This window comes from Scytonema sp. NUACC21 (assembly GCF_054684315.1).
In genome coordinates this window covers 20,087-41,108 of sequence record NZ_BAAFZH010000046.1, presented here as the reverse complement: position 1 = coordinate 41,108, position 21,022 = coordinate 20,087, and the positions used below count along the sequence as shown (strand labels likewise).

Here is a 21,022-nt window from a genome sequence, read left to right as displayed (position 1 = left end):
TTAGTCTGAGTGACTGCAGATGAATTGTGAGTTGGGTTTAGTTTCTCAACCCAACCTACCGACTGTAACTACAGGTTTTTGATGGTGGCCACTGCCCACCCTACAAAAATTGGATTTGGTGGGCAGTTATTGATTTAAGAAAGGACGAGCAAGGAAAAAGCTAGAAATTGTTTTAGCGTCTACTTGTTCGCCATCTAAAATGTATTTCTCCAATTCTTCAGGAGTAAAAAACACTGTTTCCATATCTTCGTCTTCATCTAGTTGAGGTTGCTCATCAAGCTTTTCTAAGTCTTGTGCTAAGAAGGCATGGATAATTTCGTTAGAATAACCAGGAGCCAGAAAAAACTCACCTAGTTTTTGCCACTTGTGAGCGCGAAAGCCAGTTTCTTCCTGTATTTCACGCTGAATTGTGTCCAGGGGATCTTCACCGTGTTCTATAGTTCCTGCGGGAAACTCAAACACCCTCCCTTGCGCTGCAAAACGATACTGGCGTACTAGTAAAAGTTTACCTTCTGGAGTCACAGGTACAACCAAAGCACCCCCTGGGTGACGAATGCACTCCCAGTCGCCTTCAGATTTGTTAGGTAAACGCAAGCGATTGACCTCAAAATCAAACTTGCGTCCCTTATAGTACAAGCGCTGTTTTAGTAGTTGGGGTAATTCTCTACCTAATGGCATACTCGATTTCTCTAGTTAAAAAACACACAAACTAGTACTTTCGGTGGATGTGAAAATAGCATTATCTGCCCTTATTGCTGTAAAATTAGTTTCCCACCAATAGTTGAACTTCTGTACAGTCTACCTCTTTAACTAGCTCTTTAATCGTCAGCCCGGAAACTGGCTCTACCCAATCTGGAGCAATTTCTGCAAGTGGTACCAAAACAAATGCTCGTTCTCTCATTCGGGGATGGGGAATTTGGAGTTGTGGAGTCTTTAAAATTAGGTCATCATATAGCAACAAATCCAAATCCAAAGTGCGCGGTCCCCATTGCTGCCGTCGCAAGCGTCCAAATTTATTTTCAATTTGTAATAAAGTTTCTAGCAGCAGTTCTGGCATCATCTCTACTTGCAGAATTGCAGCCCCATTGATGTAATCTGGTTGTGGGGGTCCTACTGCTTTTGTTTTATACCAACTAGATTTTGCTTGTACGACAATGCCTGATGTTTTGTCCAAAGTTTCTGTTGCAGCTTCTAGAATTTCCAGAGAATCACCGATATTACTACCCAAAGCAATTGCGATAGCTTTCATCCGCTTGTCAGTCAAGAAATAATTAGAAAAATCTATCAATAAAGATTTTTCTATAGGGATATAGCTAATTATTCAGCGGATGTTATACTAACACGGTTGTGGCTCAAAAATAAAACAAGTTTTTCATGAAGATCGGATTGCAACTGCTTGAAGCGAGGGATTGACGTGATAAAGTTTACCTCCTGGTTCAAAGAACGACCAATAAAGTCGAGTGAATCTGATAAGGAGAAACAGTCACTGCAGCCCAATTATCAGGACGGCGGCTTGGAGTGTACTGAGAATAAGAAGTTACCAAATTCCTTGGTAAAAATGAGGAAATCACTGAACGGTATACTTTCAAAACTTCCTGGAAGTCATAAACCTATTTATCGTCGCTCTTGGTTCTGGGCAGGCTTAGGTCTAAGTAGTGGGATTGTTGCTGTCAGTTATGGTGTCTGGACAATAGACCGTTCTCTACCTGATAAAGCAGCACTAAACGCGGTTGTCAGAGAACAAACACTGACTATCAAAGCTGCTAATGGTACTATTTTGCAACAGCAAGGAGAAGCAACCAGAGAACAGCTAAATCTAGAGGACATACCAGATAAACTCCAAAAAGCTTTCATTGCTTCAGAAGACAGAAGATTTACCAAGCACAAAGGTGTAGATTATCAGGGAATTGCAAGAGCAGTTTTAAATAACTTGCGATCGCAAAACGTGGTAGAAGGTGGTAGCACCATCACCCAACAACTAGCAAGAATTCTCTTCCTCAAACAAGAGCGTACAGTTTGGCGCAAGCTGAAGGAAGCCCGTCTCGCTCAGAAAATGGAAGAGGAATTGACAAAAGACGCAATTCTAGAACGATACCTAAATTTAGTGTACTTGGGTTCTGGAGCTTATGGTGTAGCGGATGCAGCATGGGTATACTTTAGCAAGTCAGTCAATCAACTCACTCTGGGCGAAATGGCGACGATTGCTGCATTACCTCCCGCCCCAAATAACTTCTCGCCGCAAGTGAATCAGCAAGCGGCGAAACAGCGGCGGAACTTGGTTTTACAACGGATGCAGGAAGAAGGATTTATTACAGCAGCTCAAAAAGAAGCAGCAGTTGCAGAACCTATCACTCTCAAGCCCAGTCCGCCCAGGCGATGGCAAGTAGAATCTCCTTACTTTATCAGCTATATTCAGAAAGAAATACCCAAGTACGTCCCCCCTCAAGTTCTCAGTGCAGGCGGCTTAACGGTGGAAACCACTCTAGACCTAGAGTGGCAGAAGGCGGCAGAAAAAGCTGTAGCAAAGACCTTGAGAAATCAGGGACGTTGGGAAAATTTTAAACAAGCAGCTTTAGTTGCCATTGACCCGCGCAATGGTCAAATTAAAGCAATGGTCGGAGGAAAAGACTTTAATAAAAACCAATTTAATCGGGTTACTCAAGCACAACGTCAACCCGGTTCAACATTTAAAGGGTTTGTGTACGCAACTGCGATCGCTAGCGGTTTCAATCCCACTGACGGCTACTTAGATGCTCCTTTAATAATAGATGGTTACGAACCGAAAAACTTCGATGAGGGTTATCGAGGTTGGATTAACATGAAAGATGCTCTCACCAAATCAATTAACATTGTTGCGGTGAGAGTGATGATGAAAGTCGGATTTGAGCCAACTATCCAATTAGCGCACAAAATGGGGATAAAATCCGAACTCAAGCCCATGTATTCCTTGGCTCTTGGTTCTTCAGAAGTCAATCTCCTAGAATTAACCCCCAACACCCACTTGGTAATGCACGGTTCTTCCTCCGTTCCTGAAGATTTGCTGGCTCTGATTAACCAGTACGGTGGTACAATTCCCGAAACTTATGGTGTACCCGTAGAAGAAATCCAAAAAGGTATCAAGAGCGGTGTACGTAAGGTGAACATTGACACCGACAACCGTTTGGCTATTACCGCGGCAGTACGTGAAGCATTGGCTGCAAATACTAAGGAGTTTGACCCCCGTCACTTCCTCAAGCCTTCTATTAAGTATATGCAGAAAGTTTGTGCCGATCGCTATCAGCAATTTAGCACTGCGGGTAATGCTAGCAAAATCAAGCAATTGTCTCTAGATGAGATGGCTGCTAAGTACGCTAAGGGCGAACTTGCTGCTACAACCAAGAAAACTGTAATTGTTTAATAGCTGAGGTAAATAGCGACACACTCTTTGGTGTGTCACTAAATTACTGAGGATTCTAGTATTAATGAGACTCAACCGGGTAGCGTTCAAGTTCCCCGGTTTTTTGTTTTATTTTCCACAAGAACGCAAGTGCTGTTATCTGCCGATAGAGGGGGCATGAGTGCAACAGCATGAGGAACGGGACGGGGTTCATAACGTACCAAAGACTCTCCCTGGTAAACCAAAGCAGCACTCTGACCCGAATCTACCATCACGACATCACGCAGCCCTGCCTTAACAAGTGCAGCACCCAAGGTCACAGAGTCCACAGACTCAAGAGAAACCCCGATAGAGGGTTGTTTGTTCTGATTTATGCCCCAAAAAGCCCGATGGCGCGGTATATCAAAACCATACAAACCATTAAAGGTACTGGCTTCTTGAGGTTGACCATCTTTGACCAGCCATGCTGCGGCAACAAAAGCATCCGTTAAGTCAGGCATTTCCGCTTTTATCCCCTCCAAAGTATTGTGCTTGGTTGAATCAAAGGGAATAAAACGTACAGCATGGGGGCTAATCAGTACGAGGGGACGTCCCCCTATTTTTTGAATGTCCCAAGTACTACCAGGAATAAATTGTTTTGTATTCTGGCTGTAGACTGGTCCAATCATGACATTAGAATTTAAGGATTTTAGAGAAAAGAAACCCCCGTCTATTGCAGCAACGGCATTGGTTCCAGTTTTATCTAAAATTTCTTCAACCTGATAGCGGCTATCAGCATGGATGGTGATTGGTTTGCCACCAGAAACTAAGACGAGGGGTACTTTGTCAATGATAACGGCGTTTTTTTCTACAGGGCTGGTAAAGTCAAAGCCCATTTTCCAGCTAGGTAATTTGGGTCCACCCCAAGCTTCGGCAATGACTTCTCTGATTCTAGATTGCCCGAAACGGGAAACTGCCAACAAACTTTCTGATGCACCAGCATATTTCTCGTCCGTATTACTCATTGTGAGTGCTAGTTGATATCCAGCTTCATGGACGGCATTTGCGACTTGTGCATCATATTTTCCAGCAGGATACGTAAAGTAACGAATGGGGATACCTAAATTAGCCTCAAGAATAGCCTTAGATTCTACGACTTCCTTTTTAATTTCTTCTGGTGGTAGAACTGTTAAGTCTGGTGGGTGAGTGACGCTATGGGCAGCAATTGTGACTAAAGGATCGGCTACCATCTCTTTGAGTTGTTCCCAACTCACATGAGTTCGACCCACATTATTTCCAACTCCCTTTGTGTATATCGAGAAGACACCGGGATAGCCGTACTTTTTGAGCAAAGGATAAACATACTCATAGTGCCCCCCATACCCATCATCAAACGTCAATAGAACTGGTTTTTCCGGAAGAGGAACTCCTGTTTGTAAATGGGTGGTTAGCTGGTCAATACTGATGGGAGTGATGCCGTTGTCTTTTAATAACTGGAAATGTTCTTCTAATTCTTCTGGAGTAACATCAAAAAAGACTTCTTTTTTTGGTAAAATATCGTGATACATTAAGATTGGGACTTTTGCTAGTTTTGCCCGTTCGTGAAGGTTAATTCCAGGGCTGCGATTTAGAAACGCAAAGACATATGGTCCAAAAGACTCAACAAGAGATGTCAATCCCAACTTGGGTTGGCTGACCAAGGTAGACATCAAAGCAAAGTTACTGGCTACATGGGAAAAGCGATCGTTAATTCCTGATGGGGTGGTGTTACCACAAACTTCACTAACGTTTGTTGTATCTTGAGGTTCGCCAAGTCTTTCCTGTCTTCGATCGCGAGATCGGGCAGCCGCTACTTCTGGAAACAAACCCGAAAAAGCAAACAATCCACAGATAAGGATATAAAATAGGCTCTGCGGGCGAAAATTAATAAATAAGTTATTCAAGATACGAGTATTTGCCGTTAATTTCATAATTATTCTCGGAACATTTCTGCTCTGTAACTGCGGTTTTACTTCAGTCAGAGCAACGCCTACACATTATTGCTTTTTTTTATCAAAATACAGTGTAAAATCTTAAAAAAAGTTTAAGTATAAAATAAAACTTGTTTAAGTGTTACAAAAACAAGTTGGTCAAATTCCCGACTTCGTAAATAAGCCGGGAATCTTGGAGGAATCTTGCAGCCCCTGAAAATATAAATAGATAACTTTTTTTAGCTTTGACTGGACAAGAAGCTCATAAAGTTCCTCAGCCAAGATTCCTGTTTTGTTGGGTTTCGTTCCTCAAACCAACCTACACAAAAATACGGTGTTGCAGGCTGGGCATTTGACGGCGAACTTGTTCGATTCTGGAAGGCTTGATTTCTGCGATCGCCACTCCTGGTTTTTCGCCAGCATCAGCTAAAATAACTCCCCAAGGGTCGATAATCATAGCGTGTCCGTGGGTTTGGCGGCGGGCATAGTTGAATCCGGTTTGGGCTGGGGCGATGACATAGCAAGTGTTTTCAATAGCACGAGCTTGCAGGAGAACTTGCCAGTGGTCTTTACCAGTAAAAGCGGTAAATGCCGCAGGAACAAATAAAACATCACCACCTTTATGGGCTATATGTCGGTAAAGTTCGGGAAAGCGGACATCATAGCAAACGGAAAGCCCTATGTTACCCAATTCTTGTGAGAAATGGACGGGGGGTAGTTGCGACCCTGCCATCACCGTGCTGGATTCTTGATAGGTATTGCCGTCTGGAACGTTAACATCAAATAAATGGACTTTGTGGTATCGAGCCAGTTCTTGACCGTTGGGATCGATGAGTAGAGCAGTGTTGTAAACTTTACTGCCACTTTCTGATGGAACCGGAAAGCCGCCACCTAAAACGGTAATTTGGTAGCGTTGCGCCATTGTTTTGAGAAATTTTTCCGACTCTTGAGCGATTGTACGAGCTTGAGCCATTTTTTCACTTTCCTCGCCCATAAAAGGAAAATTTTCTGGCAATCCTATTAATTCAGCACCCTGGCGCACGGCTAAATCGATTAATTCCTCTGCTTGTGCCAAGTTTTTTTCTAAGTTGGGCACACTGGTCATTTGAATAGCGGCGGCTAAATAAGACTTCATAGATTTAAAACGAAATAGTAGATGTGTGTGAGAAGAAAAACAGTTGGCATGAAAACAGGGATCGCAGAACAAGCAATGCCCTTTTGACTAATTTCATCCTTTATAGTGTACGCAGTTCATCTTAGCTACTTAGTAAAGCTTTATTCGACTTGAACAGTAGAATATCAAAATATATCCTTATAGAGAAGCGCTTAGGTCTAATTTAAGCGAGACTCGCCAACTTTGCAGAAATTCGTTGTTCACATATCTTAATACTGCCTTTCTGACAAGAGTAATAATTACTGTATTTTTACTTAACTTAACAAATAATAGAGCAAAGTACTTTGATTAACTTAACCTATGTTTTAAATAATCTTTGGCAATCGTGGATTTATTCCGTCTCTTATATGGATCTTCTAGAGAAATTGAATAATGAAATAAAAACAGTGCTCTGATAAGATTTCTATTACTATCTCTCACAGTTAAGGTTAATGAATCAGGCTACAAACAACTGACTATTGGTGAAAAATGTATTGCTAATTTTCGATAGCGATGCCCTCTAACTAAGAGGTTTTGCACTCCAAAGTTATAATATTCGTTTTATAACCTAAATTTCTATCAATAGTTGTGGATTAAAGAAATTGTTTGGTTCATTTGGATAACCTCGCGGATTGCAGAGTATGCGAGTTGAACCAATGGTATAATCCAACTGTTTGTGAATATGACCGTCAAAACTAGAATGTAAAATACCTACTAATTTATAGAATTTTCCGGAATTCTTTGAAAGAGTGTGGTATGATGAAATAGTTAATACCACGATTAACTATGACAAGATATGTCACACCGAGAGAAGCGATGCAAATCCTCCAAGTCTCGGAAAAAACGCTTAGAGACTGGGACAAAGCGGGAAGAATTGCCACTATTAGAACTCCTGCGGGACATCGAAGGTACGACATCGACTCAGTACTCACTCCACAATCAACCAAACAAAGAAAAACAATCCTTTATTGCCGAGTCAGTTCCCATAAGCAGCGAGAAGACCTTAACAGACAAGCAGACTACCTCGAGTCCTTGTTCCCTACAGGAGAACTTATCAAAGAAATTGGATCGGGACTCAACTACAATAGAAAAGGATTACAAACCCTTTTGGGACAAATTTTGTCGGGAGATATCGAACAAGTTGTATGCAGTTATAAAGACAGATTGGCAAGATTCGGAATTGAACTTATCGACTACATCTGCCAACAAAACAATTGCAAACTCGTGGTTCTCAACCGCATTGATTTATCTCCAGAAAGAGAGTTTGTTGAAGACATGCTGGCAATTATCCATGTCTTCAGTTCCAAGGTGTACGGACTCAGAAAGTATATTTTTGGCTTAGCCTTTGTCATGGTCTTTTTGGTGCTGGCTGCTCAGTACGAAAGCTACGTTGACCCTACCATTATCATGATCACAGTGCCCTTGGCAATCTTAGGCGCTCTCGGTGCGGTTGTGTTTCGGGCAAATGTTTTCCAAGTTGGTGGGGTTTGGCCAACGGTTAACAATAACATCTATGCCCAAGTAGCTTTGGTCATGCTAATTGGTCTAGCAAGTAAAAACGCAATTTTGATTGTGGAATTTGCTAACCAGTCGGTAGAGATAGGCATGAGCATTACCTCTGCGGCAATTCGAGCTGCGGAAGAGCGCTTACGACCGATTCTAATGACTGCCTTTTCAGGTCTGGTCGGTTTTTGGCCGTTGGTGATTGCTAAAGGCGCTGGGGCGATGAGTCGTTGGTCTCTGGGGACAGCACTCTTTGGGGGCTACCTTATTTCAACTATTTTGAGTCTATTTTTAGTGCCAGTTTTGTACGTTGTGATTAAGGAGTTAGAAGAGCATTTCTTGAAACCGGGCAAGCCTGGTAAGCCCAGTAAGGTTGAGAAAACTGAGCAGCCGAAACAACTTCAGGTTCAACAGGAGAAGGAGGAGGTTCTCTCCAAATTTCAATCTTCTCCTCAAAATGAATGAGCAATCAAATTTAGTCACCGGCACACAGCTTAGGTGCAAAACCTGGGCTTTTCTTTTCGGATGTATACTGAAGTAATAGCTTTCTACTTTACCTTAAACTTATAATACCTCAGAAAGCCTAGACCATAGCAGTACAGAAGTAGCTCAACGTTTGTTTATAGAGGTAACAAAAATGTTTAGCAAATGGAATATCAACGATTGGATTAGCCACATCTTATTTACTATTACTGTTGCGTATTTATTTTACTCCTTCTTCTTGCACCACTAATTCTAATGGTTAAGGAATTTTTTAGCTGGAGCGATGGCTCTACCTAAAGTTTTAAGTAGGTGTTTGGGCATCAAGGCAACTATCTTAAGAGATATAAAAGTAGCTAAAACCTCTACAATTGACCAATGATGAAGAACTACCTTAACTAGTTAACTTGATTTATTCCAACCTACTTATCACTTATTAATTGCTGCGCTTCTGTGACAACAAAGAGAATTTTGTCAATATAGGAAAACCATGAACATTAGGCTAATTATCTTTTCAGGGGTTATGACTGCTCTTATCGGCGCGATTATAGGTTTAGCTGCCACCAAGATTGGTCAACGTAACTTTAATCAACTAGATTATGAAGGTCAGCACTACAAAGTCTTGCATGAAAAATATGTTTTAATAGGTATGGGTCTAGGATTTGCTGTGGGTGCTGGGCAAGAATACATCCGAGAGATGAAGGCTGAAAGAAATAGAGAGCTAGAGGAGCAAGACAAGTAAAAGTGACTCAGTCGGCTTGTTGGCTGGACTGCTGCAAATGACTCAAAACGCAATCTTTTATTGATTGAAGTTGTCTAAAATGCTGCTTAAGCTTAAATACAGCTTACTTGGCTTACTGCTTGTAAGCACTGCCACGTTCACCACCACTGACTGGCACTTAGGAGCGATCGCTGTAACGACCTTCTCGCTGGCTTACTTATCTAAAGGCATGAGGCGCTATCGGTAGAATTTTAGGATACCGAGTCTTAATCATTCCTGTGAGATTTTACATTAAGCACGATCGAAAGAATACTAACTTGTAAAAGAAAGATCGACCCTAGCAACTGAAGATTGTGCTCATTAAAATTAATCATGTATATTGCAGTAACCATAGTTTATTTCAACGCGTATGTCCTCACTCTCCACATCCTGTGTTTTTTAAGAAGAACCAATGTCTAATCAAGCTCATGAATCTAATGCCGCCACTGATTTAGCCGCAATTAAGGAACAGATACAACAACTTAATCAGCGTTTATCAAGCCTTACCGAGCGAATTGCTCGTTCAGAGGAGAATCTTATACTGGTTGCAGATCTCTATAAATACAAAAAGCTGCGAGATTTATTAGCGGTAGGAAACTTGCGAGCAGCGGATTTGGAAACTATTCAGGTCATCTTAACAGTAACCGGACAGCCAGATGTGGAATCTATCACCCCTGACGATATGAGGCGGTTTCCCTGTGATGAACTTCAGGTAATTGACAATCTTTGGAAAACCTATAGCAAGGGTCGCTTTGGCTTCAGCGTCCAAATGCAGATTTATCAAAGTGTGGGTGGTTCTCTCAATACCACTATCTCTCAAGATATTACAGTTATTGAGCGCTTCGGTGAACGCGTAGGCTGGCGTGTGAACAGCAAATGGCAAAAATGTGATGAACTAAACTACACTCTGGTTGCACCAATAGGTTGTCATCCATCGCGTTGGTGGAATTCCCCCTTTGGTTCAAAAATGACGAACTATTTCTTCAATCGGTTGATGGCGTGTGAACTTTAGATCCACACAACGGTCATGACTCCGAATTTCTCATACCAATTTCAAAAATGTTTGCAATACACCAATCCTCTACAGAGACGCAATCGCTCTTACACCAGTATCTGTTGTATTCTTTTTTCGATAACTATTTTGAATATCTCCATCAAAGCAGCACCTAAGTAAATCACCACAAATCCATTTAAAAGGTCTTGATTGTCCTTTGTGATTTATAGGGTTATAGGCATTTTGACATTCTTTAACTGTTTTTATTTTCGCCGAGCTACTTATTTTGGTAACAGAGCCAAAATAGGTGAAACAATCGCAATCCTAAGTAAAAAAAAAGGTTTGCTATGAAGAACTCTATTTTGATGCAGAAGATTAGCTCTTACTTACTTACTGTTAAGCAGTGGTATTTAGAGACTCCAGAGAGATCGCTGGATGAAGCGTATAAAGCAGCCTTATTGATTAAATCAATAGAAGATAAACATTTTAATAGTAAGAAAATCACCCCTGAATCTAACAGTTGCAGGGGCAGCGTTATGAGTTATTTTCAATCGGAGCTTAAAAAACATTTAAAAACTATTCGTTTAAGATTGGCAGAGTTTGAAGTAAGCCGTTCATTTGTTAATACTTATAATCAAACAATTACCGCAGTAGTACAACATACTACCATAAATTCTGCCCAATCTTCCCGTGCTATTCAAACAAGAAACAATCCTGAATTGATTTTAGAAAAGCTTAGGTTTATTGATGAGGTATTAACAAAGTACAACTTGGATGAGCAAGCTTCAATCTCTTTAATTGTCAACACTCAAAATATTCATAACGACCCCAAGACATTTGTTGTTAATCAGAAAATAGAACCTATTAATAATTTGGAGGATAAAAAGACAAGCTCTACTGTTGAAATGAATGTATTACCCAGGTCTTTATTAAATACAATTAATCGCATTCAAAGCAAACACAATCCAAAGGCAGAACAACAAATTATCAAAGATTTTCGTTTATCGCAAAGAAGATCGACGATAGCTATAAAATTTATTTTCATGCTAATTTTAACTCCTTTATTGACTTATCATTTATCAAAAAATATATTGGTAGAACCAATAGTAAATAAATTTACATATTCTACTTATGACACAGTTTTTTTTAATCAAGAAATGGAAGAAAAAGCACTTTCGGAAATGAGAAAATTTGAGGAAAAAATAAAATTTGATAACCTAATGAAGTCAGAAACAGAAATTTCTTCCGAGTTAATATCAAACCAGATGAGAGAGAAGGTACATGAGATTGCTCAAAAATTCCAAGCTGAAAGTTCCAATGGTATCAAGAATATTTTTGCAGATATACTATCTGTAGGTGCTTTTAGCTGGCTCCTTCTTGTTAGCAAGCGAGAAATCGCAATTTTAAAGGATTTTATAGATCGCATAATCTATGGTCTCAGTGATAGTGCTAAAGCATTTATTATTATATTATCTACTGATATGTTTGTAGGCTTCCACTCGCCACATGGCTGGGAAGTCATTATAGGAAGTATATTGCAACATTTTGGTCTTCCAGAAAACCATAACTTTATTTCTTTGTTTATTGCAACAATTCCAGTCATTTTGGATACTATATTTAAGTATTGGATTTTCCGCTACTTAAATATAATCTCACCTTCAGCAGTTGCTACATATCGAAATATGAATGAGTAAAAAATGAATGCCTAAACATGAAGATAATACACTAGAAGTAAGCACTGAAGAGTTTAGAATACATTCTTCTATGTAGCCTGTAAATAAAGCAACTATATTTGTCTAATAAGTGGGGAATTAAAAATGTCAATGCAGGGAATAATAAGAGGGCTAAATGAGTTTCATAAAAGCTATTTCTGCTCCCACCAGCAGTTGTTTGAGCGCCTTTCTAAAAGCCAACACCCTGAAGTGCTTTTCATCACCTGTTCCGACTCCCGAATTGACCCAAATCTGTTAACTCAAACCCAGCCTGGGGAACTGTTCATTATTCGCAATGTCGGTAATGTCATTCCACCATATGGAACGATTAATAGTGGTGAAGGTGCAGCGATCGAATATGCTGTTCATGCTTTAGGGGTCAAGGATATTATAATCTGCGGTCACTCCCAATGTGGGGCAATGAAAGGGCTGTTGCAGTTGGGTAGTCTTGCCGACGAAATGCCTTTGGTTTACGAATGGTTAAAGCATCATGCAGAAAGTACCCGCCTCCTTGTTCAAGAAAACTACAAAGAGTACTCTGGTGAGAATCTTTTAAAGATCGCAATTGAGGAGAACATCCTAACCCAGATACAAAACCTGGAGACTTATCCGGTCATCCGTTCCAAACTTCACGGCGGTCAACTCTACCTTCACGCCTGGGTTTATGAGATTGAGACTGGAAAATATTTACCCTCAACTAAGCGATAAACTTCTAAACGTTTTCGCTTGCGGCGTAAACGTGTTGGAGCATAAATTGCATAGTATAAAATTCCCAATTGGGCATAATCTATTTTTTTCTGTTCGTATTCTGCGTTGTACGTTTTAGAAACCACTTCTAAAGCAAAAATAGGAACAATTCCATCTTCTTCCCAAAGCACATAGCTGAGTCTGCCATCTTCACCAACAAAACGTTCTACTCCTAAACTAAGAAAGCCATCAGGAACGATCGCAGAATAACTGGTATCGTAGTAAATTCCCATATTTATACCAAAAAACCAGTCATCGCGCTCTTGCCAAATTAGAGACAAGATAGCTAGTAACAAACTGGGAATTAAAATTTGTAATTCGTTATTTACAGGAGTATCATCAGAATCTGGTAATTCTACCGATGAAGGTAGACAGTCTAACGGGTTGTAGTTGAACATAATCGAGCTTGGTACTTGAGTGTTAACTGTTGACTGCTGAGTAGAATTTTCATACATCAGCCAACTGTGAACCGTCAGCAAATAAATCTCAACTCATTTGCCCATAACTTAACAGTAGCTCAAATTATAGGTAAGAGATTTTGGCTGCAGCCTAAGGAACTTCCATCCTAAAAATATCCAAATTTCTCTTGTGGTGTGGGCTTCTAGAGAGCCACTCGTATAGAACGGGCGAGGACGCCCGTCCCACAAGACTTATTAAGTGAGTTTCATGAATTTCAACCATAACTTCTGTCCCATTAGGAACATTGATATCTTGCAGAAGTTCAATCATTTGACCGCGTTTGATTCCTTGAATATTTCATTGATGAAGCTCCTTCCGTAATGGCTAATCATTCTCGATCGAGTATAGCTTTCTCTAGGTTACAAAGAATTCTGGTCAATGCGATCGCGATCGACAAACTGAGTCTCAGGGCTAAACCACCACAATTGTCTTGCGGTTGTTTCACCCTTATAGCACGGCGGTTCATCTCCACCGAGTTTCGCATAAGCAGAACGCGCATTAGAGGGTTAGATGATTTGCTAGCTGAAGGCTGCAACTTGCTTCAAGATTACTTTGTCATGCATCCCAAAGCCTTAGAAGAACTTTAGGTGTGTCAAAAGAAGTAATAATTTCCTATACAGTCTTTACTATTCTGCATTTTTAGAAGCAAAAACCCAGTTACGGTTGCAGGCGATCGCCATTGCTTCTGACTCCCCTGCACCAAACTGTTGGCTGTACTCTAACTTCTGAAGCTTAAGGTTGCTAATATGTTCACTTCTTTGATGGGCTAGCCAAATGAAGTAATTCGCCACATCTTGACAAGTAAGCATCTTGCTTTTCACCCCCTCTAGAATATACCTCGTACAGCATACAAAAACTTAGTTCCGAATGCTGTTAAGAATGAATGTGAGGAACAATAGGATTTAGGGAATCCTAAATTAGGTATAAAACAAAACTATATAATGAAAAGACTCCCTCGTTGTTTGGGGTTGGCGAATCGAATATTGGCAGGTTTAACGCTGCTGCCATTAGGAATTATCTTCCTTTGGAATGGCTGCGCCCGTGCTCAAGTTACCTCAGATGGCAGCCTCAATACCACTGTTTCCCAGAGTGGGAACAATTTTACGATCTCCAATGGTAGTGCTGCAGGCAGTAATCTCTTTCACAGCTTTGGGCTGTTTTCCGTTCCTACTGGCGGTTCAGCCACTTTTGATTTAGTTAACACTCCCAACGTCTCCACGATTTTTGGTCGAGTAAGTGGGGGTAGCGTTTCCAATATTAATGGCTTGATTCAGACTATTAATAGCAGCAATCCCGTTAGTCTGTTTCTGCTCAACCCCAATGGCATTGTATTTGGACCCAATGCCGGTCTCAATATTGGCGGATCATTTGTTGGTACAACTGCAATTAGCATTAAGTTTGCTGACGGGTTTCAGTTTAATGCTAGCAACACCACAGCAACTCCTTTGCTGACGATCGCCGTACCAGTTGGTTTGCAGTTTGGGCAGAACGCAGGCGCAATCTCATTACAGAACTCTATGAATGAAGTCCCCCAAACTCCACTGGGATTAAACGTGACTTCCGGTAAGACCCTTGCTTTATTGGGAAATGGAATTAATTTAGCAGGTGCTGTTCTCAAAACCGTAAATGGCTCTATCGAACTTGGTAGTGTGCAATCGGGAGAAGTTCGCCTAACAGAAGTACCCCAGGGATGGATATTTGATTATTCCCATACTGGAGAACTGAGCGATATTCAATTGACTCGGCAGGCACAAATATCTGGTTATGGGCTTGGCAGTAGTACCATTCAAATGCAGGGTAGAAACATTAGTTTTTTAGAAGGTTCATCTGTTACCACTCAAAATCAAAGTAGTTCCTCATGGGATAGGATTGCGATTAATGCCACTGAGTCGTTTGTCCTTGCAGGAACAAACCCACCAGGAACTCAAAGCAGCCAATTGACAAGCATCGCAACTGATACGGGACAGGGCGGAGACATTATTATCTCAACTGGGCAACTTGTGGTGCAAGATGGAGCGCAAATCAGGACTGTGAATTCGGGTTCGGGGCAGAGTCGCGGTATTACGCTAAAGGCAACAGATTCAATATCAGCAAGTGGATTTAACCCTGTCGTTCCTTCAACAGCAACATCGATTTTCACAAGCTCGACTGGTTCTGGAAGAGCAGGAAATCTTACTCTTTCAGCCCAAAAACTGATAGCGGCTAACGGCGCTGTTGTTGGGTCAAATACTAGTGGAACTGGTGATGCTGGCGATGTCCAAATTGATGTCTCGGACTCAATAGATGTTTTTGGAATTAATAACGTCACATTTCTCCCTACTACTGTGGCATCATCAACAATAGGCATTGGTAACGCTGGGGACTTCTCCATCACCACTGCACGATTAACAGTGCGAGATGGGAGCTTAGTTACCTCCTCAACTGGCGCAATAGGAAATGCTGGCAATGTCAAGATTTGGGCTTCAGACTTCATCGAAGTGAGTGGCACAGCACACAATAGTATTTTTAGTAGTAGCATTGGATCTAATGCACTGAGCCTCGACCCTGTCGCCCGTGCCACTTATAGGTTGCCCGAGTTTCCCACCGGTCATGCCGGAGGGGTGATTTTGATTGCACCTCAATTGCGTGTTATGGATCGCGGTGACATCGGGGTGAGAAATCAGGGTACGGGCAATGCAGGTAATTTCGAGGTTTATGCTGGCTCGATTTTTCTGACCAATCGCGGCACGATTTCCGCAGCGACACAATCCGGTAACGGAGGAAACCTGCTTCTTAATGTTCAAAAACTATTGCTCATGGGCGGTAATAGCAAAATTTCTGCTGAAGCTAAAGAAGCAGGCGATGGTGGTAATATTACATTCAACGCTCCTATAGTTGTGGGTTTAGAAAACAGCGATATTTCTGCTAATGCTGTACAGGGAAGCGGTGGTAACATCCAAATCAACGCTCAAGCTATCTTTGGATTACAGTTCCGAGACCAACTGACTTCTGAAAGTGATATCACTGCCAGTTCCCAATTTGGGGTAAGTGGTAAGGTTCAACTGAATACCCTCGGCGTCGATCCCAATTCGAGTTTTGTTGAACTGCCAGCGAATTTCACCGATCCATCCCAGCAAATTGCTACAGGTTGTTCCGGTAGTGAAGGCAATCGCTTTGTGGCAACGGGACGGGGGGGTGTGCCGCAAAACCCAACTCAGCAGGTGGTAGGCGATCGCCCTTGGGAAGATCTGCGTGACTTGTCTCCATATCGAAAAACTAGCAATGTCACTGCCGAAAAACCTACATCACCACAGGTTCTTATCGAAGCCACAACTTGGCACCTCAACGCTAACGGCAAAATTGAGTTAATTGCGTCACCATCTCCCACACACATACAGCCATCGTTAACCTGCGCTGCAGTTCCTAGGAGTTAATTTGCCCAACAATTTTAACATTTTTAGATATTTTGCTAAACACGAATTTATCGGTATTTTGCTTGTCATCTATCTGAAAGGGGAACCATTTATGTTTCTTTGGGATGGTGCGGTTTTATTAAGAAAATTAACATTCTTATATTAAATGCCTAATTTTAAATGTTTACAAAACAACTAAATAACTTATGTATCTCAAATCGATATCCATTATAGAACAGGAAACAATATATCATATTGAGCTGGTTAAACATGGGGTTAAGTATGGAATAGCTGCAAAGGTAGCTAAAATTTTAGCCTTTGGATTAGATGATGCAGCCCTAACTGAAGAAGAGAAAAAGCTGGTTCAAGAGGCTTGTAAAATCTGGCTGAAACAGCATCAACGCCTTAAGAATATAAATTCATTGTTATCAAAATATTAATTAAATCATAAACTCTCACACCACTCCATCTCAATTTCTGCTGAATAATTATAATTTTGGCTATAATGTGTTACTTTAGTAACTCTAAAATTCTGATTTCTCCAAACCAGAAATTCTCCTACTATAGGAATTCTGGCTAATCTAATACCAATTCTCTAAAATCTGGCAACACATTCAAACCCCGAAACCCAGAGCAGATAAGACTTTTTTAATTACGTTCGCGAAGCGCATATTACGAATTAGTATAACTACTACCAGCCCTAACGCCAAATTGTGTTTATTGATGCTGACTTAGTGAGAGTGTTAGCAACAATTCAATTTAGGGAACTCTATAGATTAAGTAATATCAAGTCCGGTTAATTAGTTATGATTAAACAATCTGTACAAAAACCAGAAAACTCGCTCCCCCTCTCCCTCTCCCAATGAACACAAGTATCAATCAACTTCGGTTCGGGTGGGTGATTTCCATCAAACCCAACCAAATCCTGTAAAGTAGCTTTCTTATTATCAGAATTTTCCACAGCTTCCATGTTTACTTTTTATACTCCCATCTCTATCTCTATCTCAAGGGACACTTTCCTCAACTCTGGAAATCAGAGCATGGAAGTGTCCTCCTCTGCGTTTCTGTGGTTGATTTCGTGAAGTACCTACACCAACTGCTAGGCAGTATGGTGTAGGCTTCGGGTTAATTCCCGAATTTCATTTAGGGTACTTATAGAATCCGAAGATGCTATAATCAATTTCCCCTTCCAGCTTTTTATAGTAGGGAAAACTCCCAACCCTACTCGTTTTATGTTGACAGCCGCATTGATATCACGGTGTATAATGCCAACATTACACGCTTTACAATCATGAAGTCTATTTGATAATTCTTTCGGTACATAGGCATCACAATTGCAACAAATTTGTGATGTGTAGTTTGGTTTTACCTTGATAACCTGTCCACCAGTTTTCTCGACTATGTAAGACAAAATATCAACAAACTGACCGAACCCAGCATCCAAAAAACTTTTGTTTAACCCACTTTTTTGGGCTTGATTGTTTGGCAGAAACTTACCGTTTTCATCAAGTTTAGCTTTGTTCCGTTTAGTTAGGTTTTTTAAGTCTAAGTCTTCAACAAAAAAAACTTTCTTGCCAGTTCTTGTTAGCTGATGACTTGTTTTGAAGTGATGGTCAAGACGAGAACGTGCTATTTTCTGATGTAACTTAGCTTCCTTTCGTGCTAACTTACGTCGTTTAGCAGAGCCTTTTTTCTTGGTTGACTTGTTTTGAGATATTTTTGCTAGCTTATCTTGGTTCTTACGAAATGCTTTTACCGAGGGGAGCAATTTACCTTCAGAAGTTGCCAGAAAAATGTCTGCATCTAATACAGCATCTAAACCACTGGAATTATTCACAGTTGGAACAATTTCTATTGATAAAGCATCAGGTACCGAACTGTCTTCTAACGATAAAGTTATATACCATCCGTCAGCTTTCTTAGAAACAATACAAGTTTTTACCTTGAACCCATCAGGTATCGGTCTATGAAGGATTATTTCTATTTCCCCTATCTTAGGTAGCGCGAGTAAATTGCCTTTTATCCAACTATCCAAAGCTTGAGGGTAAATGAATGACTTGAAACTCGATTCTGATTTGAATCTAGGCTTACCACTGCGCTTACCGTTTTTGTCTCCTTTGATGTAACGCTCAAATGCTAAATGTACTCTTTTAACTGTATTTTGCAAAACCTGAGAGTAAGCACTACCAAGGTCTAACAACTCTCCAGACCATTCAACTAGAACCAAGTCTTCTTTGAGGAATGGCAATAAATCTTGATGAATGTTGTAGCTAGGATTAACTCTAAGTTCTGGGAGGGGACAAGAGATGATTGAGCAGCTATTTACTGGACAACGATTGTTCTCCCACCAATCTAATTTATCACCCAACATCCTGTTATAAAGATACTGACATAATCTTCTAACATGATTTAGCCTATGCTTTTGTTCAGTGTTAGGCTTAATCCGGTACTGGTAGCTTAATTTCATTTCTGTCTCACCTCCAAAGTTGACTATCAGTGTTATCATTAATTATAATTCAAGCTCCCTAAAACTTGAATGATTGTCAAGTATGACAGAGAACTATTTATCCCGTGCTAGAGGGCTTTTAGACCTAAAAGCACATTTAGTGTTAGTGACTAAGTATAGACGAAAAGCGTTGACAGATGAAATGTTAGTAAGATTAGCAGATATTCTCAAAGAATTGCTTTCAAAATGGGATGGTGAAGTCATAGAATTTAATGTTGAGAGCGATCGCATTCATCTGTTATTTATGTATAATACTCAAACTGATTTACCTAAATTTATTAATAATTTAAAATCAGTTACTAGTCGATGTTTCAGAAAAGAGTTTGCAGATCATCTCAGTCAGTTTTACTGGAAAGATGTATTTTGGAGTGGTTCATATTTTATTGCTTCATGTGGTGGCGTTACTGTTGAAACCTTGAAGAAATATGTTGAGTCTCAGTCTCGTCCTAATTAACAAATACTCATCTGTCCCCCTTTCTCGTTTGGCTGCACCAAACATCGCTTGAGGGACGATTCGTATTTGTTGCCGCTATTCATCCCAACGCTGACTGCTAAGAGCAGTACAGCGTGGGACTTCTATCGGTAAGAGTTAAATCCCACCTACAAAACGACCGGGACTTAAAATATACCCCGCATCAAACTGTTCTTTTATACGACGCATTATCTGTAAAGCATTGCCAGTATAGCCCCACACATCTAATCTTTCTTTTACCGTCACTGGCGCTGCCAAAATGGTGAGAAAACCGCCATTTGTTTGGCAGAGATTTCGCGTCTCCAATACCTTATCAACTGTATTTTCACCTTCAAACCGCAATACCCCCAATCCACTAGCGATGTGAATCCAGCCCATTTCTACCTCAGTCAAAACCTTAACAGCAGAAGTGGGTAACACTCCTATTTTGCAGGTAATCACAGATTCACTGGGAGAAGAATGCATTTGTTCTCGCAATATGAGCCATAAATCGGCTTCATCCGCCTCTGAATAAATCTTCCCCTGCAAACCCAGTTGTTTCCCAACTTCTAAAAGTTGGTTGGACTGTTCTTTCACACTCTCAGCAATACTTTGGAAACGAGCAATCAATCCCAATCCTTGACCTAATTCTAACCTAGATACCAGTTGAGGTGATAGCAAATCGGCTTGGGTTGGTGTCAGTGCGGAACCTCGCAGAATATCAGCCGCTTGCTCTACAGCCGTTGCTTCACCAGTTAGCACTACTGTACCCGATGCCTCAAGAAAGGGATACAGGCGAAATGTGACTTGCGCGATCGCACCCAGGGTACCAAAGGAGCCTGTAAACAGCTTCATCAAGTCGTACCCTGCAACATTTTTTACCACTCGCCCCCCGGCTTTGGCAATCTGTCCATCAGCCCGGACAAAGGTTATACCTAATAATTGGTCGCGCACGCTACCATACCTTTGTCGAAGGGAACCTGTATCAGCAGTGGCGACAATACCACCGATTGTTGCTGATTCTGGTGTAGCAGGGTCAATAGCAAGAAATTGTTTGGAGTTCGCTAATATTGTTTGAAGTTGGGAAAACTTCATTCCTGCTCCCACGGTGACGGTCAAATCACCTACGGCGTGTTCGATCGGTTGGTTGATACGTTCTGTACTGACTACAATATCCGCACTTTTGACCAATCCACCCCAATTGAGTTTACTACCACTACCGCAAAGTAATACGCGCCATTTGTTGCGGTAAGCTTCTGCAATGATGGCTGCTAGTTGTTGGGTTGTGGAGGGATAGACGATACAATGAGGTGGGCTTGGGGATGCGATCGCCTCCAATATCAATTTTTGCCGTTCAACTGGTATATTTTCCCAAACACAGACAGCATTTTCATCACCGATAATAGATGCCAAACAAGAAGCGATCGCTTTCATAAAACCTCGTGAGAACTGGGAAAAGCCAGGAGCGTATTCCTTCTATCTAAAACCATAATAGATGAAGATTTCAAACGATTATTGACAGGATTACTGTCTTCTAAAT

The 21,022-nt window shown here is 40.9% G+C and carries 19 protein-coding genes and 1 pseudogene; 11 read left to right on the top strand and 9 right to left on the bottom strand.

Translation table 11 applies throughout. The annotated features are described in order from the left end of the window. Window positions 1-126: 126 nt before the first annotated feature. Complete coding sequence (locus tag ACYRY3_RS05790) at window positions 127-678, bottom strand: NUDIX hydrolase (protein WP_460200761.1); 552 nt, start codon at window positions 676-678, stop codon at window positions 127-129. A gap of 85 nt (window positions 679-763) precedes the next feature. Further along, window positions 764-1,249 (bottom strand): 2-amino-4-hydroxy-6-hydroxymethyldihydropteridine diphosphokinase, encoded by a 486-nt coding sequence (folK, locus tag ACYRY3_RS05785; protein WP_460200760.1) that lies wholly within the window; start codon window positions 1,247-1,249, stop codon window positions 764-766. 264 nt (window positions 1,250-1,513) lie between these two features. Between folK and ACYRY3_RS05780 the strand changes: the two genes are divergently transcribed. Next, window positions 1,514-3,397, top strand: coding sequence for a PBP1A family penicillin-binding protein (locus tag ACYRY3_RS05780; protein WP_460200768.1), 1,884 nt, complete (start codon window positions 1,514-1,516; stop codon window positions 3,395-3,397). An 86-nt stretch (window positions 3,398-3,483) separates the two neighbouring features. Here ACYRY3_RS05780 and ACYRY3_RS05775 read toward each other — a convergent pair whose 3' ends face one another. Next, a complete protein-coding gene (locus ACYRY3_RS05775; protein ID WP_460200759.1) occupies window positions 3,484-5,325 on the bottom strand; it encodes a polysaccharide deacetylase family protein in 1,842 nt (613 codons plus the stop codon). Window positions 5,326-5,644: 319 nt separating this feature from the next. After that, the gene (locus ACYRY3_RS05770) at window positions 5,645-6,460 is read right to left on the bottom strand and encodes a carbon-nitrogen hydrolase family protein (RefSeq protein WP_460200757.1); all 816 of its coding nucleotides are present in this window, start codon (window positions 6,458-6,460) and stop codon (window positions 5,645-5,647) included. A gap of 804 nt (window positions 6,461-7,264) precedes the next feature. Between ACYRY3_RS05770 and ACYRY3_RS05765 the strand changes: the two genes are divergently transcribed. The 6 genes from ACYRY3_RS05765 (at window position 7,265) to ACYRY3_RS05740 (ending at window position 12,635) form a co-directional block, all read left to right on the top strand. After that, entirely contained in the window at window positions 7,265-8,446 is a 1,182-nt protein-coding gene (locus ACYRY3_RS05765) for an IS607 family transposase (protein ID WP_460200756.1), read from the top strand. A 505-nt stretch (window positions 8,447-8,951) separates the two neighbouring features. After that, on the top strand, window positions 8,952-9,203 hold the full coding sequence (locus ACYRY3_RS05760) for a hypothetical protein (RefSeq protein WP_460200754.1): 252 nt from the start codon (window positions 8,952-8,954) through the stop codon (window positions 9,201-9,203). A gap of 79 nt (window positions 9,204-9,282) precedes the next feature. After that, window positions 9,283-9,429, top strand: a complete 147-nt coding sequence (locus ACYRY3_RS05755) for a hypothetical protein (RefSeq protein WP_460200753.1) — start codon at window positions 9,283-9,285, stop codon at window positions 9,427-9,429. Window positions 9,430-9,633: 204 nt separating this feature from the next. Next, window positions 9,634-10,233, top strand: coding sequence for a GUN4 domain-containing protein (locus ACYRY3_RS05750; protein WP_460200752.1), 600 nt, complete (start codon window positions 9,634-9,636; stop codon window positions 10,231-10,233). Between the two features lie 329 nt (window positions 10,234-10,562). Next, window positions 10,563-11,909, top strand: coding sequence for a proton extrusion protein PcxA (locus ACYRY3_RS05745; RefSeq protein WP_460200751.1), 1,347 nt, complete (start codon window positions 10,563-10,565; stop codon window positions 11,907-11,909). A gap of 123 nt (window positions 11,910-12,032) precedes the next feature. Beyond that, on the top strand, window positions 12,033-12,635 hold the full coding sequence (locus ACYRY3_RS05740; protein ID WP_460200750.1) for a carbonic anhydrase: 603 nt from the start codon (window positions 12,033-12,035) through the stop codon (window positions 12,633-12,635). Here ACYRY3_RS05740 and ACYRY3_RS05735 read toward each other — a convergent pair. Together ACYRY3_RS05735 and ACYRY3_RS05730 are read right to left on the bottom strand one after the other, a co-directional pair. Then, window positions 12,611-13,072 (bottom strand): annotated as a pseudogene (locus ACYRY3_RS05735) (Uma2 family endonuclease); the annotation flags it as partial. The gene ACYRY3_RS05740 and the pseudogene ACYRY3_RS05735 overlap by 25 nt on opposite strands. Window positions 13,073-13,223: 151 nt before the next feature. Then, entirely contained in the window at window positions 13,224-13,403 is a 180-nt protein-coding gene (locus ACYRY3_RS05730; RefSeq protein ID WP_460200749.1) for a hypothetical protein, read from the bottom strand. Window positions 13,404-13,453: 50 nt separating this feature from the next. On the opposite strand from ACYRY3_RS05730, the gene ACYRY3_RS05725 reads away from it, so the two are divergent. Next, a complete protein-coding gene (locus ACYRY3_RS05725; RefSeq protein WP_460200748.1) occupies window positions 13,454-13,720 on the top strand; it encodes a hypothetical protein in 267 nt (88 codons plus the stop codon). A 39-nt stretch (window positions 13,721-13,759) separates the two neighbouring features. Here the strand turns inward: ACYRY3_RS05725 and ACYRY3_RS05720 are convergent, their stop codons facing one another. Next, complete coding sequence (locus ACYRY3_RS05720) at window positions 13,760-13,942, bottom strand: hypothetical protein (protein ID WP_460200747.1); 183 nt, start codon at window positions 13,940-13,942, stop codon at window positions 13,760-13,762. Between the two features lie 132 nt (window positions 13,943-14,074). Between ACYRY3_RS05720 and ACYRY3_RS05715 the strand changes: the two genes are divergently transcribed. Beyond that, window positions 14,075-16,546 (top strand): two-partner secretion domain-containing protein, encoded by a 2,472-nt coding sequence (locus tag ACYRY3_RS05715; protein ID WP_460200746.1) that lies wholly within the window; start codon window positions 14,075-14,077, stop codon window positions 16,544-16,546. Between the two features lie 185 nt (window positions 16,547-16,731). Beyond that, complete coding sequence (locus ACYRY3_RS05710; protein ID WP_460200745.1) at window positions 16,732-16,965, top strand: hypothetical protein; 234 nt, start codon at window positions 16,732-16,734, stop codon at window positions 16,963-16,965. 659 nt (window positions 16,966-17,624) lie between these two features. Here ACYRY3_RS05710 and ACYRY3_RS05705 read toward each other — a convergent pair. Next, window positions 17,625-18,992 carry an RNA-guided endonuclease InsQ/TnpB family protein gene (locus tag ACYRY3_RS05705; protein WP_460200744.1) on the bottom strand — a complete coding sequence of 456 codons (1,368 nt, stop codon included), beginning with the start codon at window positions 18,990-18,992 and terminating at the stop codon, window positions 17,625-17,627. A gap of 82 nt (window positions 18,993-19,074) precedes the next feature. Between ACYRY3_RS05705 and tnpA the strand changes: the two genes are divergently transcribed. Continuing rightward, window positions 19,075-19,485 (top strand): IS200/IS605 family transposase, encoded by a 411-nt coding sequence (tnpA, locus tag ACYRY3_RS05700; RefSeq protein WP_460200743.1) that lies wholly within the window; start codon window positions 19,075-19,077, stop codon window positions 19,483-19,485. 135 nt (window positions 19,486-19,620) lie between these two features. Here tnpA and ACYRY3_RS05695 read toward each other — a convergent pair whose 3' ends face one another. Beyond that, window positions 19,621-20,916 carry an FAD-binding oxidoreductase gene (locus ACYRY3_RS05695; protein WP_460200742.1) on the bottom strand — a complete coding sequence of 432 codons (1,296 nt, stop codon included), beginning with the start codon at window positions 20,914-20,916 and terminating at the stop codon, window positions 19,621-19,623. Between the last annotated feature and the right edge of the window lie 106 nt (window positions 20,917-21,022).

Coding starts and splice junctions, on each gene's coding strand:
- ACYRY3_RS05790 (WP_460200761.1), bottom strand. CDS start 678: ATGCCATTAGGTAGAGAATTACCCCAACTACTAAAACAGCGCTTGTAC.
- folK (WP_460200760.1), bottom strand. CDS start 1,249: ATGAAAGCTATCGCAATTGCTTTGGGTAGTAATATCGGTGATTCTCTG.
- ACYRY3_RS05775 (WP_460200759.1), bottom strand. CDS start 5,325: ATGAAATTAACGGCAAATACTCGTATCTTGAATAACTTATTTATTAAT.
- ACYRY3_RS05770 (WP_460200757.1), bottom strand. CDS start 6,460: ATGAAGTCTTATTTAGCCGCCGCTATTCAAATGACCAGTGTGCCCAAC.
- ACYRY3_RS05765 (WP_460200756.1), top strand. CDS start 7,265: ATGACAAGATATGTCACACCGAGAGAAGCGATGCAAATCCTCCAAGTC.
- ACYRY3_RS05760 (WP_460200754.1), top strand. CDS start 8,952: ATGAACATTAGGCTAATTATCTTTTCAGGGGTTATGACTGCTCTTATC.
- ACYRY3_RS05755 (WP_460200753.1), top strand. CDS start 9,283: ATGCTGCTTAAGCTTAAATACAGCTTACTTGGCTTACTGCTTGTAAGC.
- ACYRY3_RS05750 (WP_460200752.1), top strand. CDS start 9,634: ATGTCTAATCAAGCTCATGAATCTAATGCCGCCACTGATTTAGCCGCA.
- ACYRY3_RS05745 (WP_460200751.1), top strand. CDS start 10,563: ATGAAGAACTCTATTTTGATGCAGAAGATTAGCTCTTACTTACTTACT.
- ACYRY3_RS05740 (WP_460200750.1), top strand. CDS start 12,033: ATGTCAATGCAGGGAATAATAAGAGGGCTAAATGAGTTTCATAAAAGC.
- ACYRY3_RS05730 (WP_460200749.1), bottom strand. CDS start 13,403: ATGATTGAACTTCTGCAAGATATCAATGTTCCTAATGGGACAGAAGTT.
- ACYRY3_RS05725 (WP_460200748.1), top strand. CDS start 13,454: ATGGCTAATCATTCTCGATCGAGTATAGCTTTCTCTAGGTTACAAAGA.
- ACYRY3_RS05720 (WP_460200747.1), bottom strand. CDS start 13,942: ATGCTTACTTGTCAAGATGTGGCGAATTACTTCATTTGGCTAGCCCAT.
- ACYRY3_RS05715 (WP_460200746.1), top strand. CDS start 14,075: ATGAAAAGACTCCCTCGTTGTTTGGGGTTGGCGAATCGAATATTGGCA.
- ACYRY3_RS05710 (WP_460200745.1), top strand. CDS start 16,732: ATGTATCTCAAATCGATATCCATTATAGAACAGGAAACAATATATCAT.
- ACYRY3_RS05705 (WP_460200744.1), bottom strand. CDS start 18,992: ATGAAATTAAGCTACCAGTACCGGATTAAGCCTAACACTGAACAAAAG.
- tnpA (WP_460200743.1), top strand. CDS start 19,075: ATGACAGAGAACTATTTATCCCGTGCTAGAGGGCTTTTAGACCTAAAA.
- ACYRY3_RS05695 (WP_460200742.1), bottom strand. CDS start 20,916: ATGAAAGCGATCGCTTCTTGTTTGGCATCTATTATCGGTGATGAAAAT.